This window comes from Acidovorax cavernicola (assembly GCF_003581445.1).
The window spans coordinates 184,118-199,109 of sequence record NZ_QXMN01000003.1 but is presented as its reverse complement, the minus strand read 5'-3'; the positions used below and the strand labels follow the sequence as shown (position 1 = coordinate 199,109).

The window sequence follows — 14,992 nt, the reverse complement described above, 5'->3', positions numbered from 1 at the left end:
AAGGACCACCCCATGCCCATCGATTTCCGCCGTTCGTGGAGCGACGAAGAACTGGAGCTGTACCGCGACAACGTCGTGCGCTTCATCGAGACCGAAGTCGTGCCGCACGACGAGGAGGCGCGCAAGCGCGGCCATGTCGGCCACGAGGTGTGGCGCAAGGCCGGCGCGCTCGGCCTGCTGTGCTCCGACATCCCCGAGGCCTACGGCGGCGCCGGTGGCGACTTCCGCCACGAGGCCGTGTTCTATGAAGAGAAGGCACGTCGCGCGCTCACCGGCATGGCCAGCTCGGTGCACACCATCGTGGCGCACTACTTCCTCAACCACGGCACCGAAGCGCAGAAGCAGCGCTACCTGCCGCGCATGGCGCGCGGCGAACTGGTGGGCGCCATCGCCATGACCGAGCCCGGCGCCGGCTCCGACCTGCAGGGCGTGCGCACGCGCGCCGAGAAGCAGCCCGACGGCAGCTACCGCATCCGCGGCTCCAAGACCTTCATCACCAACGGCTTCCTGGCCGGCGTGGTGCTGGTCGTGGCCAAGACCGACCCGACGCAGGGCGCCAAGGGCACCTCGATCCTCATCGTCGAGACCGAGGGCTGCGAGGGCTACCGCGTGGGCCGCGTGCTCGACAAGATCGGCATGAAGGCGCAGGACACCTCCGAGCTTTTCTTCGACGACGTGCACGTGCCGGCCGACGCGCTGCTGGGCGGCCAGGAAGGGCAGGGCTTCTTCCAGCTCATGAGCGACCTGCCCTACGAGCGCACCATCATCGGCGTGAACGCGCTGGCCACCATGGAAGGCGCCTACCAGGCCACGCTCGACTACGTGCGCGACCGCAAGGCCTTCGGCAAGCCGATCGCCGAGTTCCAGAACACCAAGTTCAAGCTGGCCGAGATCGCCACGCAGATCAAGGTTGGCCGCGCCTTCATCGACCGCTGCGTGGAAGACCTCGTGGCCGGCAAGCTCGACACCGCCACCGCCTCCATGGCCAAGCTCTGGGGCTCCGAGACGCAGGGCCGCGTGGTCGACGAGTGCCTGCAGCTCTTCGGTGGCTACGGCTTCATGAGCGAGTACATGGTCGCGCGCATGTATGCCGACGGCCGTGTGCAGCGCATCTACGGCGGCACCAACGAGATCATGAAAGAAGTGATCTCGCGCGCGCTGTGACGGTCATGAGTGACATATTGCAGATCGAAAGACGTGGCGGCGTCGCCTGGCTCACGCTGAACCGGCCCGAGCGCCTCAATGCGCTCGACCCGGCGCTAGTGCGCGCGCTGCGCGAGTACTTCGAAGGCCTGAGCGCCCGCAGCCCCGAGCGCGCGGTCGTGCTGCAGGGCGCGGGCCGTGCCTTCTGCGCCGGCCTCGACCTGAAGGAACAGGTCGGCGGCGAAGACCTCGGCGTGGCCGACATGCTCGAACAGCAGAAGGGCATCCGCGACATCATGCTGGCCATGCGGCGCTGCCCGCAGCCCATCGTGAGCGTGGTGCAGGGCGCGGCCAGCGGCGGCGGCTTCGCGCTCGCGCTGGCCTCTGACGTGCGACTCGTGACACCCGACGCGCGCATGAACGCCGCCTTCATCCGCATCGGCCTGTCGGCCTGCGACGTGGGCGTGAGCTACTTCCTGCCGCGCATGGTCGGCAGCTCGGTCGCGGCCGAATACATGCTCACCGGCCGCTTCATGGACGCCCAGCGCGCCTACGCCCTGGGCCTCGTGAGCCGCATCGACGCGCTGCCCGCGCTGCAGGCCGAGGCGCAGGCGCTGGCCGACGACATGCTCAACGCGACGCCCGTGGCGCTGCGCCTCACCAAGGAGGCGCTGGGCCTGGCGGTGGACGCCGGCAGCATGGAAGCGGTGATCGCCATGGAAGACCGCAACCAGGTGCTGTGCACCCAGACCCGCGATTTCCGCGAAGGCATGACCGCCTTCCTCGAGAAGCGCGCGCCCGTCTACACGGGGCGCTGAGCTTCATCTTCATCCCGCACGTGCTTTGCGTGCACACAAGGATTCCCATGACCCTCGACGACCTGATGTTCAAGCCCGGCCTGCTGGCCGGCCGCCGCTACCTCGTGACCGGCGGCGGCAGTGGTCTGGGCCGCGTGATGAGCGAGGCGCTGCTGCTGCTCGGCGCCGACGTCTACATCTGCGGGCGCCGCGCTCCGGTGCTGGAAGAAACCGCCGCCGAGCTGATGCACCTGCACGGCGGCCGCGTGATCGCCAAGACCTGCGACATCCGCCACGACACGCAGATCACCGAAATGCTCGACGAGATCTGGGCCGACGGCGGCGCGCTCGACGGCCTCATCAACAACGCGGCCGGCAACTTCGTGAGCCGCACCGAGGACCTCTCGCCGCGCGCCTTCGACGCCATCTCGAACATCGTCTTTCGCGGCAGCTTCTGCATGACGCTGGAATGCGGCAAGCGCTGGCTGGCCGAAGGCAAGTCGGCGTCGGTGCTGTCGATCCTCACGACCTGGGTGTGGAACGGCTCGCCCTTCACCGTGCCTTCGGCCATGTCCAAGGCCGGCCTGCACGCGATGACGCAGTCGCTGGCCGTCGAGTGGGCAGGCCGCGGCATCCGCTTCAATGCGATTGCGCCGGGCCTGTTCCCCACCGAAGGCATGAGCGCGCGCCTGAACCCCGGCGGCGGCGAGCACAAGGCCGAACGCAATCCGATGGACCGCAACGGCCGCATGCCCGAGTTGGCCAACCTCGCGGCCTACCTGATGGGCCCCGGTTCGGAGTACGTCAACGGCCAGACCATCGCCATCGACGGCGCGCAGTTCCAGGCCACCGGCGGGAATTTCTCGCGCATGTCGCAGTGGCAGGACGAGGACTGGAAGCGTGCACGCGAGAGCATCGCGGGGCGCGATGCGCAGGACAAGCGGCAGCGGCTGGCTGCCTGACAAGACGGTTGGCTAGCGAATCACGCCGAGCTTGCGCGCAATCGCCACCGCCTCGGTGCGGCGCTTGGCGCCCAGCTTCATGTTGATGTTGCGCAAGTGTGTGCGCACGGTGCTCTCCGACACGAACAGCTTCTCGCCCATGGCGTTGTTCGAGTAGCCCTCGGCCAGCAGCTGCAGCACGCGGATCTCCTTGCGCGTGAGCGGCTCCTTGGTGGCGTCGCCCGACGGCGCCTCGGCGTCGATGGCTGAAGGCGGCGGGCCGAGCACCTGCAGCAGCCGCTGCAGGTAGTCGGCCAGGATCGGGTCGCTGCGCAGCACGGGCGCGACCGCGCCGGCTTCCTGCTGCATGGCGGCGGCGTAGCGGTGCACCAGCGTGCCCACGGCCGGGCCTTCGTCGAGAATCAATCGCACGAAGCCTTCCTGGCTCGCGGTCTGCAGCACGGCGCCGATTTCTTCGATGGCGGTGGCGAGGTCGCCCGCGCGTTGCAGCGCCAGTGCGCGCAGCACGCGCAGCTTGAGCGCGCGGCGGTTGCGGTTGGCGGCCACGGCGGCGTGCAGTTCGGCGTCGAGCACGGCCAGGGCGGCGCGCGCGTCGCCGAAGGCGATGTCCCAGCGTGCCTTGGCGAGCGCGAGGTAGTCGAGGTCGTGCGCGGGCAGGCGCTGGCGGCGCTCGCGTTCCCACAGCTCGGGGTCGTCGGCGCGCTGCAGTTCGTCGCGCGAGGCGGGGCCGTTGCCCTGCAGCAGCAGCATGTGCGCGCGCTCCAGCTTGGCGCCCGCCACCACGCGCGGCAGCTGGCGGTGATGGCCCAGGTATTCGAGTTCGGTGAGCGACTGGAAGGCGGCGTCGATGTCGCCCGCATGGAAAGCAATGCGCGAGCGCATGACGTGGCTCAGGATCATGTGGTCGGGCAGGCCGACGTCGCGTGCCAGCGGCAGGTACACGTTCAGCAGGTGCTCGGCCTGCAGCAGCTGGTTGGTCTCGTAGACGGCGCCGGCATACAGCACGCCGGCCCAGGCGTTGCCGTGGCTGTGGTTGTACGAGACGGCATGGGTGGAGTCGACCGCCATGCGCAGGCGCGCGGTGGCCTGGCGCAGCCGGCCTTCGGTGAGGTCGAACAGGCCCGCCAGCGACTCGGTGTACATGCGGTTGAAGGTGCTGTTGCCCTGCTCGCGCCGCGCGGCCTCCAGCAGGCGCTGCGCTTCGCGCTGGTCGCCGCGCACCGCGAGGATGTGGGCCATGGCGTTGAGCAGCACGCCTTCGGCGAAAGCCAGCCCGGTGGGCAGGCGCGCGAGGCTTTCGCGGCCGGCTTCGTAGGCGGCGTCGTGCTGGTCTTCCATGGCCAGCAGCAGCGGAATGAGCGTGTGGGCGTTGGCGCGCACCTCGGGGATGGGGCTGTCGAGGCAGCCCGACTGTTCGAGCAGGCGCATGGCGTCCCACGGGCCGTGCGTGAAGCAGGTGGCCCACAGCGCGATGAGCTGCAGGAACGGATGCTCGCGCAGCTGGTGCTCGGGAATGGCCGAGAACCAGCGCGCCAGCATGCGCATGCGGCCCTGTTCGAGGAACTGCTCGGCGTAGCTGTCGAGCAGCGTGAGCGCGTGCGGGTGGTCGCCGCCTTCGATCGCATGGTCGATGGCGGGCACGGGTCGCCCATGCGACTCGTACCAGCCCGAGGCCGCCAGGTGCAGCCGCGCGAGTTCGTCGGGCCGCTCGCGTGCGAGTTGCGCGCGCAGGAAGTCGGCAAAGAGGCTGTGGTAGCGCCATGCACGCACCTCGCCACCGGCATCGCCGCTCACGGGTGTGAGGAACAGGTTGGCGGCGGCGAGCTGTTCGAGGATGACGGCGCTGTCGCCGCGTGGGCTGAGCGCCTGGCACACCGAGGCGTCAAGCTGGCGCAGGATGCTGGTGCGCAGCAAAAAGTCGCGGATCTCGGGCGGCTGGTGTGCGAGCACGTCTTCGGCGAGGTAGTCGGCCACCGCGCGGTCGGAACCCGAGAAGCGCTCGATGAAGCCGGTCTCGATGCCGTGCCGCTCCAGCGCCATCGACGCCAGCCAGATGGCCGCGACCCAGCCTTCGGTCTTGCGGTGCAGCTGCGAGAGCAGGTCGGCCGGCAGCGCCTGCGGCGGCTGCGCGGTGGCGTGCGGTGCATGCGCCTGGCGCAGGCCGATGAAGGCGCTGGTTTCTTCCAGCGAGAAGCGCAGGCGGTCGGTGTCGATCTCGATGAGCTGGCCGCGCGCGCGCAGCCGGCCCAGGCCCAGGTCGGGCAGGCTGCGCGAGCCGATCACGATCTGCCCGCGCCGCGGCAGGTGCTCGACCAGCTCGCGCACGAGGCCGAGCACGGCCGGTTCCTGCACCACCTCGAAGTCGTCCAGGAAGAGCGTGAAGGGCGAGTCGTGCGCGGCCAGCGCGGCCACGGCGTCGAAGGGCGCGTGGCTCACGGGCTCGTCCACGCCGATGCGCTGCACCGCCTCGGCCAGGCAGTTGAGAAAGCGCGAGACGTCGTTGTCCGCGCGATCGAGCGTGAGCCAGGCGGTGGCGATGCCCTGGGCGTCCATGCGCTCGCGGATCTGCGCCATGGCAGTGGTCTTACCGAAGCCGGCGGGCGCGCGCACCAGCACGAGCTTGACGGTCGCGGCCGCGATCTCCTCGCTGATGGCGGTGCGCGGCACCTGCGTGGCGACGAAGGCCGGCGGGTTGAGCTTGGTCTCGAGAATGCGGAGCGAAGAAGGGGGAACGGGGGCTGAGGCAGGCATCGCGAAGGGGGAGTGAGTGCCTGGAAATTCCGTCGCTTCCGACGATTCCGGCCATCGATTCTGCTTCCTAAACTGGCTGCAGACAAACTGAATTCCCCTGCATCCGGTGGCCCTGCGCACCCGGGCAGAGCCCTGCCCATGACCGACGACGTTTTCATCTACGACCACGTGCGCACACCGCGTGGCAAGGGCCGCGCGGACGGCGCGCTCCACCCCATCACGCCGGTGCAGCTGGCCACGCAGGTGCTGCAGGCGCTGCGCGAACGCCATGCGCTCGACGCCGCGCAGATCGAGGACGTGGGCCTGGGCGTGGTGATGCCCGTGGGCGAGCAGGGCGCCGACATCGCACGCGTCGCGCTTTTGCAGGCCGGCTACGGCGACAGCGTGGTCGGCTTCCAGCTCAACCGCTTCTGTACCTCGGCGCTCGACACGCTGAAGATGGGCTTCGGCCTCGTGGCCTCGGGCCAGGCCGACGCAGTGATCGGCGGCGGCGTGGAGTCGATGTCGCGCGTGACCATCGGCAGCGACGGCGGCGCGGTCTACACCGACCCCGCCGTGGGCCTGCGCTACCCCTACATCCCCAACGGCGTGGCGGCCGACCTGATGGCCATGCTCGATGGTGTGGACCGCGGGGCCGTCGATGCCTACGCCATGGAAAGCCAGCGCCGCGCCGCCGTGGCGCAAGCCGAAGGCCGCTTCGACCGCTCGCTCGTGCCCGTGCGCGACCGGCTCGGCCGCGTCGTGCTCGCGAAGGACGAGGCCAACCGCCCCGGCACCACGATGGCCGACCTCGCCAAGCTCAAGCCGGCGTTCGCCGGCGTGGCCGCGCAGGGCTACGAAGCCATCCTGCTGCAGCGTTATCCGCAGCTGTCGCACATCGAGCCGATCCACACGGGCGGCAATTCGAGCGGCATCGTCGACGGCGCCTGCGCGGTGCTCATGGGCAACCGCGACTACGGCACGCGCAACGGCCTGAAGCCGCGCGCGCGCATCGTCGGCAGCGCCTCGTGCGCCGACGAACCGCTGCTGAGCCTGGGCGGCCCGATGCCGGCCACCGAGCGCCTGCTGGCACGCTGCGGCATCGGCATCCAGGACATCGACCTGTTCGAGGTCAACGAGGCCTTCTCGGTGGTGCCGATGCGCTATGCACGGCACTTCGACATCGACCCCGCGCGCATCAACGTCAACGGCGGCGCCATCGCGCTGGGCCATCCGCTGGGCGCGACCGGCGCGATCCTCACGGGCACGCTGCTCGATGAGCTGGAGCGGCGCGACGCGGGCCTGGGCCTGGTCACGCTGTGTGCCGCGGCGGGGCAGTCGACCGCGCTGGTGATCGAACGCGTCTGAGCGCGTCTTCCCCCTGAGTCTTCCTATGCAATCCAACATCCGATTCGAGGTCGATGCCGACGGCGTCGCGCTCCTCACCCTCGACGTGCCCGACCGGCCGATGAACGTGTTCACGCCGGGCTTCACGGCCGACCTGCGCGAGGCCGTGGCGCAGATCACGCAGCGCGCCGACGTGCGCGGTGCGGTCGTCACCTCGGGCAAGACCAGCGGCTTCATGGCCGGCGCCGACCTGAAGGACCTCGTGGGCTTCCATGCCGGCGGCGGCAGCGCGGCCGAAGCCATCGACGCGATCGCGCCCGGTGGCCACGTGCTGCGTGCACTGGAACGCTGCGGCAAGCCCGTGGCGGCGGCGATCAACGGCGTGGCGCTGGGCGGCGGCTTCGAACTGGCGCTGGCCTGCCATCACCGCGTGCTGCTCGACGAGCCGCGCGCGCTGGTCGGCCTGCCCGAGGTCACGGTCGGCCTGCTGCCGGTGGGCGGCGGTACGCAGCGGCTGCCGCGCCTGATCAGCATCGCGAAAGCTTTGCCGCTGTTGCTGTCGGGCCGGCATGTCGCGCCGGCCGAGGCGTTGTCGCTCGGCATGGTCGATGCGCTGGCGCCGGCCGACCGGCTCGTGCAGGTGGCGCGCCAATGGGTGCTCGACCACCTCGACGCCGGCCAGCAGCCGTGGGACGTGAAAGGCTACAAGGTGCCGGGCGGCGTCGGCGCGCTCGCATCGCACGCGGGTGCGAGCTTCGGTGCCACGCTGGCGCAGGTGCGGCGCGACACGCACGACAACCTGCCCGCGCCCACGGCCATCCTCTCGGCCGTGTACGAAGGCACGCAACTGCCGATGGACGCGGGCCTGGCGGTCGAGGCGCAGTGCTTCGGTCCGCTGCTGGCCGGACCGGTGGCGCGCAACCTGATGCGCACGCTGTTCGTGAACCGGGGCGCGGCACTGCGGCGCAAGGGTGAGACCGGCGGTGCCAGTGCTGCGTATGTCGAGCGGCTGCGCCGGCTGTATCGCAGCGAAGGGCAAGCCCTGCTGAATGAAGGCGTGTCGCCCGCGCTGATCGCCAATGCTGCGCGGCAAGCCGGGCTCGCCGAAAGCCCGCTGGTAACCGAAGCCGTCGCGACACAAGCCGCCGCATCGCAGCCCGAAGCACGCGCCGTCGGCGAGCGCCTGCTGTCGCTGTTGGCGCTCGAAGCGGTGCGTTGCCTCGAAGAAGGCGTGGTGGCCGGCGCGGTCGAGGCCGACCTCGGCGCCGTGCTGTCGCTGGGCTATCCCGACTGGACCGGCGGCACGCTCTCGTACATCGAGACCGTCGGTCTGCCGGCCTTCGTCGCGCGCTGCGACGCCCTGGCCGAGCGCCACGGCGATCGCTTCCGTCCGACGCCCGCGCTGCGCCAGCGCGCGCAGTCGAACACCTTGTTCCATCCCTCGGAGCAGTCTGCGTGAGCACAGGCCGCGCGGAGGCGCTGCAGTCGCTGGTGGCGCAGCTGCAGCTCGAACAGCTCGAGAAGAACCTGTTCCGCGGCACCAGCACCGACATCGGCGCGCCGGCCGTCTTCGGCGGCCAGGTGCTCGGGCAGGCGTTGATGGCGGCGGCGCGCACGGTCGACGGGCATGCGGCGCATTCGCTGCACGGCTACTTCCTGCGCGCGGGCGACAAGAACGCGCCCATCGTCTACGACGTCGACCGCATCCGCGACGGCGCGAGCTTCACCACGCGGCGCGTGGTGGCGATCCAGCACGGCGAGCCGATCTTCCACATGTCGGCCTCGTTCCATCGGCGCGAGGAGGGCGTGTCGCACCAGTGCGCGATGCCCGAGGCGCCACCGCCCGACGAGCTGACGCCGCGCGCCGGCCCGCGCGTGCGTGTGGAGGGGCCGATCGAGTTCCGCTACGTCGACCCGCGCGACCCGATGACCGCCGGGCCGCGCCCGCCGCACAACCAGCTCTGGCTGCGCACCGCCGACGCGCTGCCCGACGATCCGCTGCTGCACCAGGCCATGCTGGCCTATGCCTCCGACTACAGCTTCATGGGCGTGGCGATGCAGCCGCACGGCCTGGCCTTCCAGCAACCCGGCGTGCAGGGCGTGAGCCTCGACCACGCCATGTGGTTCCACCGCGATTTCCGCTGCGACGACTGGCTCCTGTACGACGCCGATTCGCCCTCGGCCGAGCATGCGCGCGGCTTCTGCCGTGGCGCGCTGTTCGACCGTGCCGGGCGGCTGGTGGCTTCCGTCGCGCAGGAAGGACTCATCCGGGTGCGCCGATGATCAAGCTCGTCTTCTGCCTGCGGCGCCTGCCGCACCTGAGCCGCGAGGCCTTCCAGCACCACTGGCGGCATGTGCATGCACCGCTGGTCGCCGAGCGTGCCGACGTGCTGGGCTTGCGGCGCTACGTGCAGTCGCACACGCTCGACGATGCACTGGTGCAGCCGCTGGCCGGGCCGCGCGGCAGCCCTGCGCCTTTCGACGGCGTGGCCGAGCTGTGGTGGGACAGCCTCGAGGCGCGCACCGGCGCACGCCGCGAAGAGGCCCGTCGCGCGAGCGCCGAACTGCTGGAAGACGAGCGCCGCTTCATCGACCTGGCCGCCTCGCCGATCTTCTTCACCGACGAGTTCGCCGTGGTCGGCGACCCCGCCGCCGAAGCGGTGCGCGACTACCTGCAGGCGCGCGGCCACCTGTAATCGTCGCTTCGGACGATGCCTGCGCGCAGGGCGCATCCCTAAACTTTTTCCCACAGGCTGGCGCGTCGCCGGCCGCGAGGAGACCCCTTTGTTTCAAGGTGAAAGTATCGAAGTCCTGCCGCTGCAGGACGGACTGGTGGAGCTGCGCTTCGACCGGCGCGGCGAGGCCATCAACAAGCTCGACGCGCGCACCGTCGACGAGTTCCGTCAGGCCACCGAGCGCATCGCGGCATCGCCCGAGGTGCGCGGCGTGCTGGTGACGAGCGCGAAGGACGTGTTCATCGTCGGCGCCGACATCACCGAGTTCGGCGCCACCTTCCAGCAGGAAGAGGCGCAGATCGCACGCGGCGTGCGCGCCAGCAACGAGCTGTTCAACGCCTTCGAGGACCTGAAGGTGCCCAGCGTGGTCGCCATCAACGGCTTCGCGCTCGGCGGTGGGCTGGAGCTGGCGATGCTCGCGCCGCTGCGCGTGATGGCCGACACGGCCCAGGTCGGCGTGCCCGAGGTGAAGCTGGGCCTGTTCCCGGGCTTCGGCGGCACGGTGCGGTTGTCGCGCCTGACCGGCCTGGCCACGGCCATCGACTGGGTGGCGAGCGGCAAGCCTGCCAAGGCGCCGGCTGCGTTGGCGGCGGGTGTGGTCGACGAGGTCACCAGCGCCGATGCCTTGCGCGAACGTGCGCTCGCGCTGCTGCAGCGCGCGGTGCGCGGCGAGGTCGACTGGCAGGCGGCGCAGCAGCGCAAGCGCGCGCCCGTCGCGCTGTCGGCGCAGGAGGCCGGCGCACTCGTCGAGACCGCGCGCACGCAGGTGGCGGCGCGCAGCGGCAGGCACCAGCCCGCGGCCGTCATCGCGCTCGAAATGATGGCCGAGGCCGCAGGCCGCGACCGCGCGGGCGCGCTCGACCTCGAATCGGCCGCCTTCGGCCGCGTCGCCAAGACGCAGGCTGCGGCCTCGCTGGTGCAGGCCTTCCTCAACGACCAGGCGCTCAAGAAGCTCTACAAGCGCCATGCACGCGAAGGTCGCCCGGTGAAGCAGGCGGCCGTGCTCGGCGCCGGCATCATGGGTGGCGGCATCGCTTACACCAGCGCGCTGCGCGGCACGCCGGTGCGCATGAAGGACATCGCCCAGCCGCAGCTCGACCTGGGCATCGCCGAGGCCGGCAAGCAGCTTGCCAAGCAGGTGAAGAACGGCCGGCTCGCGCAAGCGAAGGCCGATGCCATTCAGGCGTCGATCGTGCCGCAGCTCGACGAGACCGGCTTCGACGCCGTCGACTGCGTGGTCGAGGCCGTGGTCGAGAACCTGGAGGTCAAGCGCAAGGTGCTGGCGGCGCTGGAGCACAGCGTGAAGCCAGGCACCGTGATCGCCTCGAACACCTCGAGTCTGCGCATCGACGACATCGCCCAGCCGCTCGCGCGGCCGCAGGACTTCGTCGGCATGCACTTCTTCAACCCGGTGCCGGTGATGCAGCTGGTGGAAGTCATCCAGGGCACGAAGACCTCCGATGCGGCCGTGTCCACCGCCGTGGGCTACGCCGTCGCGATGGGCAAGACGCCCATCGTGGTGAAGGACTGCCCGGGTTTCCTGGTCAACCGCATCCTCACGCCCTACATCAATGCCTTCGTGCAGCTGGTGGCCGACGGCGCCGACTTCGAGGCGGTCGACCGCGCGATGGAAGCCTTCGGCTGGCCCATGGGCCCGGCTTACCTGCAGGACGTGGTCGGCATGGACGTCGGCTCGCACGTGGGCGACGTGATCGCCGCGGGCTACCCGCAGCGCATGCCGGCGATCGAGCGCAACGCCGTGAAGGCGATGGTGGCCGCCCAACGCTATGGCCAGAAGAACGGCGCCGGCTTCTACCGCTACGAGAACGACCCCACGGGCCGCCCGCGCAAGACCGCCGCGCCCGAGGCGCATGCGCTGGTCGCCACGCTGCAGCCGCAGGGCAAGCGCGACTTCGCCGATGCGGAGATCGTCGAACGCATGATGCTGCCGATGATCGTCGAGGCCGCGCACGCGCTCGAAGAAGGCGTGGTCGCCACGCCGGCCGAGCTGGACATGGCGCTGCTGCTGGGCGTGGGCTTCCCGGCCTACGCGGGCGGTGCGCTCAAGTACGCCGACTGGCTGGGGCTGGACCGCGTGGTCGCGCTGTGCGACAAACATGCCGCGCTCGGCGCGCCGTATGCACCCACGGCGCGCATGCGCGAAATGGCGGCGCAGAAGCTGCGCTACTACCCGGTCTGAGCGGCAGGCGTTTTCGGTTTTCTTTCTTTCTCTCTCTATCCAAGGACAACAAGAGATGCAACTCGATTCCAGCATTGCCGCCGTCGTCACGGGCGGCGCCTCGGGCCTCGGGGCCGCCACCGCGCGCCGCCTGGCCAGCCACGGCGTGAAGGTCGCGCTGTTCGACCTCAACGTGGAGCAGGGCGAGGCCCTGGTCAAGGAACTGGGTGGCGTGTTCTGCAAGGTCGACGTCACCTCCGAGGAGCAGGTCGATGCCGCCTTCGCCAAGGCCCGCGCCGCGCACGGGCAGGAGCGCGTGCTGGTCAACTGCGCCGGCACCGGCAACGCGGTGAAGACCGCCAGCCGCGACAAGGCTTCGGGCGAGATCAAGCACTTTCCGCTCGCCAACTTCGACCGCATCATCCAGATCAACCTCGTGGGCACCTTCCGCTGCATCGCCAAGTCGGCGGCCGGCATGCTCACGCTCGATGCGCTGGAAGACGGCGAGCGCGGCGCCATCGTCAACACCGCCTCCGTCGCGGCGCAGGACGGCCAGATGGGCCAGGCCGCCTACACCGCCTCCAAGGCCGGCGTGGTCGGCATGACGCTGCCCATCGCGCGCGACCTGATGGGCGAGGGCATCCGCGTCAACACCATCCTGCCGGGCATCTTCAACACGCCGCTGCTGCAGGGCGCGCCCGACAACGTGAAGGCCGCGCTGGCCGCTTCCGTGCCCTTCCCCAAGCGCCTGGGCAACCCGGCCGAGTACGCCACGCTGGCCGAGTTGATGATCACCAACGGCTACTTCAATGGCGAGAGCGTGCGGCTGGACGGCGCGATCCGCATGGCGCCGCGCTGACCATCGCATGCGAAAGAAAGGCGCCTCTTGCGGGGCGCCTTTTTTCGTGGGCGATCGATCGTCAGCGCGTCTGCGTGCGGCCGCGCGCCTGCACCGCCTCGCGCCGCGCGCGCAGCACCTCGGGCGTGAGCGTGGCGGCCCATTCGCGCGTGGCGACCTGTTCCAGCGCCATGCCTTCGGCGAAGCTGCGCGCATGGCCGTCATCGATCAGCCGCTTGTAGACCGGCAGGATCTCGGGCAGCGCGCTCGCGATGTCGGCCGCCAGCGCCAGGGCTTGCGGCATCAGCTGCTCGGGCGAGGTCACGCGGTTGACCAGCCCCCAGCGCTCGGCCTGCTCGGCGCCGACGAAGTTGCCGCTGAACGACATTTCCTTGGCGCGCGCGATGCCGATCAGCCGCGACAGCCGCTGCGACAACCCCCAGCCCGGAATCACACCGACGCGCGCATGCGTGTCGGCGAAGCGCGCCTCGCTCGACGCGATCAGCAGGTCGCAGGCCAGCGCCAGCTCGAACCCGCCCGTGATCGCCGCGCCGTTCACCGCGCCGATCACCGGGTGCGGAAAGTTCGCGAGCGCGGTCGCCACGTCGCTGCCGGCGTCGCCGGTGATCGCGCCGGGGTCGATCTCGCGCAGGTCGAGGCCGGCGCAGAAGGCCTTGCCCGCGCCGGTCACGATCAGCACGCGCACGCTGTCGTCCTGCGCGAGCGCGTCGAGCGCGCGCACCAGCGCACGGCGCAGCGCGAGCGACAGCGCGTTCATCGCGGCGGGCCGGTTCAGCGTGAGGCAGGCGCAGCCGTCCTGCGGGCGCGTGACGAGGAGGAGATCGCTGTCGTCGGTGGTGTCCATGGTGTATCAGTGTCGGGCGACGGGTTGGCGGGCCGGCATCGTCGGAAAGGACGAATCGCTGGGCGGATGTCCCGCCCACGACTCGGATCGCGTGCGCAAGCCGGCACCATCCGCGCATTGTCTTCAATCATTCAATCAGAGAGAAGGAAGGAGTGTCCCCATGGACTTCAGCCTCACCCCGGCGCAGCTCGAACTGCAGGAACGCACGCGCCGCTTCATCGCCGAGGAAGTGATCCCGCTCGAATCCGATCCGCGCCAGGATTCACATGGCCCCAGCGAGGCGCTGCGCGACGAACTGGTTGCGCGCGCACGCCGCGCTGGCCTGCTCACGCCGCATGCGTCGAAGGAGCACGGCGGCCTGGGCCTGTCGCACGTGGACAAGGCCATTGTGTTCGAGGAGGCCGGCTACTCGCCGCTGGGCCCGGTCGCGCTCAACATCCATGCGCCCGATGAAGGCAACGTGCACCTGATGGAGGTGGTCGCCACGCCCTCGCAGAAGGCGCGCTGGCTGCAGCCGCTGATCGACGGCCACATCCGCTCGTGCTTCTGCATGACCGAGCCCTCGCCGGGCGCGGGCTCCGACCCGTCGATGATGCAGACCATCGCCGTGCGCGACGGCGATCACTACGTGATCACCGGTCGCAAGTGGTTCATCACCGGCGCCACCGGCGCGGGCTTCGCGATCATCATGGCGCGCATGGAAGACGGCTCTTCCACGATGTTCCTGGCCGACATGAACCAGCCCGAGATCGTCATCGAACGACAGATCGACGCACTCGACAGCTGCTTCACCGGCGGCCACGGCGTGGTGCGCTTCGACGGCCTGCGCGTGCCCGCCGAGGACGTGCTCGGCACCATCGGCGAAGGCTTTCGCTACGCGCAGGTGCGGCTCGCACCCGCGCGGCTCACGCACTGCATGCGCTGGCTCGGCGCCGCGCGCCGCGTGCACGAGGTCGCGACCGACTACGCGCGCAAGCGCCAGGCCTTCGGCCAGCCGCTGGTGGAGCACGAAGGCGTGGGCTTCATGCTGGCCGACAACGAGATGGACCTGCACGTCTCGCGCCTGACCATCTGGCACTGCGCCTGGGTGCTCGACCAGGGCGACAAGGGCCGCCACGAATCGAGCGTGGCGAAGGTGCTGTGCTCCGAAGCCGAATGGCGCGTGGTCGACCGCTCGGTGCAGATCCTTGGCGCGAGCGGCGTGTCGGACGAGACCGTGGCGGCGCGCATCTTCCGCGACATGCGGGCGTTCCGGATCTATGACGGCCCGTCGGAGGTGCATCGCTGGAGCATGGCGAAGCGGTTGGCGAGGCATTGAGGGCTTCGCGGGCTGGCGACTGCGGTCTTTCGCAATCGGCGATGACCGCGGGGTGGATCAAGGCCGTCTTTTGAACCA

General features: G+C 70.2%; 12 protein-coding genes. 10 read left to right on the top strand and 2 right to left on the bottom strand.

Annotation, left to right across the window (positions count from 1 at the left end; all coding sequences use genetic code 11):
* Window positions 1–12: 12 nt before the first annotated feature.
* Genes D3H34_RS05405 through D3H34_RS05395 form a run of 3 tightly spaced genes read left to right on the top strand, consistent with a single transcriptional unit; the run spans window position 13 to window position 2,902 of the window.
* Window positions 13–1,164, top strand: coding sequence for an acyl-CoA dehydrogenase family protein (locus D3H34_RS05405; RefSeq protein ID WP_119552405.1), 1,152 nt, complete (start codon window positions 13–15; stop codon window positions 1,162–1,164).
* Between the two features lie 5 nt (window positions 1,165–1,169).
* Entirely contained in the window at window positions 1,170–1,961 is a 792-nt protein-coding gene (locus tag D3H34_RS05400) for an enoyl-CoA hydratase/isomerase family protein (protein WP_119552404.1), read from the top strand.
* Between the two features lie 47 nt (window positions 1,962–2,008).
* Entirely contained in the window at window positions 2,009–2,902 is an 894-nt protein-coding gene (locus D3H34_RS05395; RefSeq protein ID WP_119552403.1) for an SDR family oxidoreductase, read from the top strand.
* A 12-nt stretch (window positions 2,903–2,914) separates the two neighbouring features.
* Here the strand turns inward: D3H34_RS05395 and D3H34_RS05390 are convergent, their stop codons facing one another.
* Window positions 2,915–5,653, bottom strand: a complete 2,739-nt coding sequence (locus tag D3H34_RS05390; protein ID WP_119552402.1) for a winged helix-turn-helix domain-containing protein — start codon at window positions 5,651–5,653, stop codon at window positions 2,915–2,917.
* A 138-nt stretch (window positions 5,654–5,791) separates the two neighbouring features.
* Between D3H34_RS05390 and D3H34_RS05385 the strand changes: the two genes are divergently transcribed.
* The 6 genes from D3H34_RS05385 (at window position 5,792) to D3H34_RS05360 (ending at window position 12,752) form a co-directional block, all read left to right on the top strand.
* Window positions 5,792–7,000 (top strand): acetyl-CoA C-acetyltransferase, encoded by a 1,209-nt coding sequence (locus tag D3H34_RS05385; protein ID WP_119552401.1) that lies wholly within the window; start codon window positions 5,792–5,794, stop codon window positions 6,998–7,000.
* A 25-nt stretch (window positions 7,001–7,025) separates the two neighbouring features.
* Window positions 7,026–8,438 carry an enoyl-CoA hydratase-related protein gene (locus D3H34_RS05380; RefSeq protein ID WP_119552400.1) on the top strand — a complete coding sequence of 471 codons (1,413 nt, stop codon included), beginning with the start codon at window positions 7,026–7,028 and terminating at the stop codon, window positions 8,436–8,438.
* Entirely contained in the window at window positions 8,435–9,262 is an 828-nt protein-coding gene (locus D3H34_RS05375; protein ID WP_119552399.1) for an acyl-CoA thioesterase, read from the top strand. Before D3H34_RS05380 ends, D3H34_RS05375 begins: the two co-directional genes overlap by 4 nt.
* A complete protein-coding gene (locus D3H34_RS05370) occupies window positions 9,259–9,675 on the top strand; it encodes an EthD domain-containing protein (RefSeq protein ID WP_119552398.1) in 417 nt (138 codons plus the stop codon). Before D3H34_RS05375 ends, D3H34_RS05370 begins: the two co-directional genes overlap by 4 nt.
* Before the next feature lie 88 nt (window positions 9,676–9,763).
* Complete coding sequence (gene fadB, locus D3H34_RS05365) at window positions 9,764–11,914, top strand: fatty acid oxidation complex subunit alpha FadB (protein WP_119552397.1); 2,151 nt, start codon at window positions 9,764–9,766, stop codon at window positions 11,912–11,914.
* A 55-nt stretch (window positions 11,915–11,969) separates the two neighbouring features.
* Window positions 11,970–12,752 carry an SDR family NAD(P)-dependent oxidoreductase gene (locus tag D3H34_RS05360; RefSeq protein WP_119552396.1) on the top strand — a complete coding sequence of 261 codons (783 nt, stop codon included), beginning with the start codon at window positions 11,970–11,972 and terminating at the stop codon, window positions 12,750–12,752.
* A 61-nt stretch (window positions 12,753–12,813) separates the two neighbouring features.
* On the opposite strand, the gene D3H34_RS05355 is transcribed toward D3H34_RS05360, so the two are convergent.
* The gene (locus D3H34_RS05355; RefSeq protein ID WP_119552395.1) at window positions 12,814–13,596 is read right to left on the bottom strand and encodes an enoyl-CoA hydratase; all 783 of its coding nucleotides are present in this window, start codon (window positions 13,594–13,596) and stop codon (window positions 12,814–12,816) included.
* Between the two features lie 160 nt (window positions 13,597–13,756).
* On the opposite strand from D3H34_RS05355, the gene D3H34_RS05350 reads away from it, so the two are divergent.
* Window positions 13,757–14,914 (top strand): acyl-CoA dehydrogenase family protein, encoded by a 1,158-nt coding sequence (locus D3H34_RS05350; protein WP_119552394.1) that lies wholly within the window; start codon window positions 13,757–13,759, stop codon window positions 14,912–14,914.
* The last annotated feature ends 78 nt before the right edge of the window (window positions 14,915–14,992 follow it).

Excerpts from the sequence above, each read along its gene's own strand:
- D3H34_RS05405 (WP_119552405.1), top strand. The coding sequence starts at position 13 with ATGCCCATCGATTTCCGCCGTTCGTGGAGCGACGAAGAACTGGAGCTG.
- D3H34_RS05400 (WP_119552404.1), top strand. The coding sequence starts at position 1,170 with ATGAGTGACATATTGCAGATCGAAAGACGTGGCGGCGTCGCCTGGCTC.
- D3H34_RS05395 (WP_119552403.1), top strand. The coding sequence starts at position 2,009 with ATGACCCTCGACGACCTGATGTTCAAGCCCGGCCTGCTGGCCGGCCGC.
- D3H34_RS05390 (WP_119552402.1), bottom strand. The coding sequence starts at position 5,653 with ATGCCTGCCTCAGCCCCCGTTCCCCCTTCTTCGCTCCGCATTCTCGAG.
- D3H34_RS05385 (WP_119552401.1), top strand. The coding sequence starts at position 5,792 with ATGACCGACGACGTTTTCATCTACGACCACGTGCGCACACCGCGTGGC.
- D3H34_RS05380 (WP_119552400.1), top strand. The coding sequence starts at position 7,026 with ATGCAATCCAACATCCGATTCGAGGTCGATGCCGACGGCGTCGCGCTC.
- D3H34_RS05370 (WP_119552398.1), top strand. The coding sequence starts at position 9,259 with ATGATCAAGCTCGTCTTCTGCCTGCGGCGCCTGCCGCACCTGAGCCGC.
- D3H34_RS05360 (WP_119552396.1), top strand. The coding sequence starts at position 11,970 with ATGCAACTCGATTCCAGCATTGCCGCCGTCGTCACGGGCGGCGCCTCG.
- D3H34_RS05355 (WP_119552395.1), bottom strand. The coding sequence starts at position 13,596 with ATGGACACCACCGACGACAGCGATCTCCTCCTCGTCACGCGCCCGCAG.
- D3H34_RS05350 (WP_119552394.1), top strand. The coding sequence starts at position 13,757 with ATGGACTTCAGCCTCACCCCGGCGCAGCTCGAACTGCAGGAACGCACG.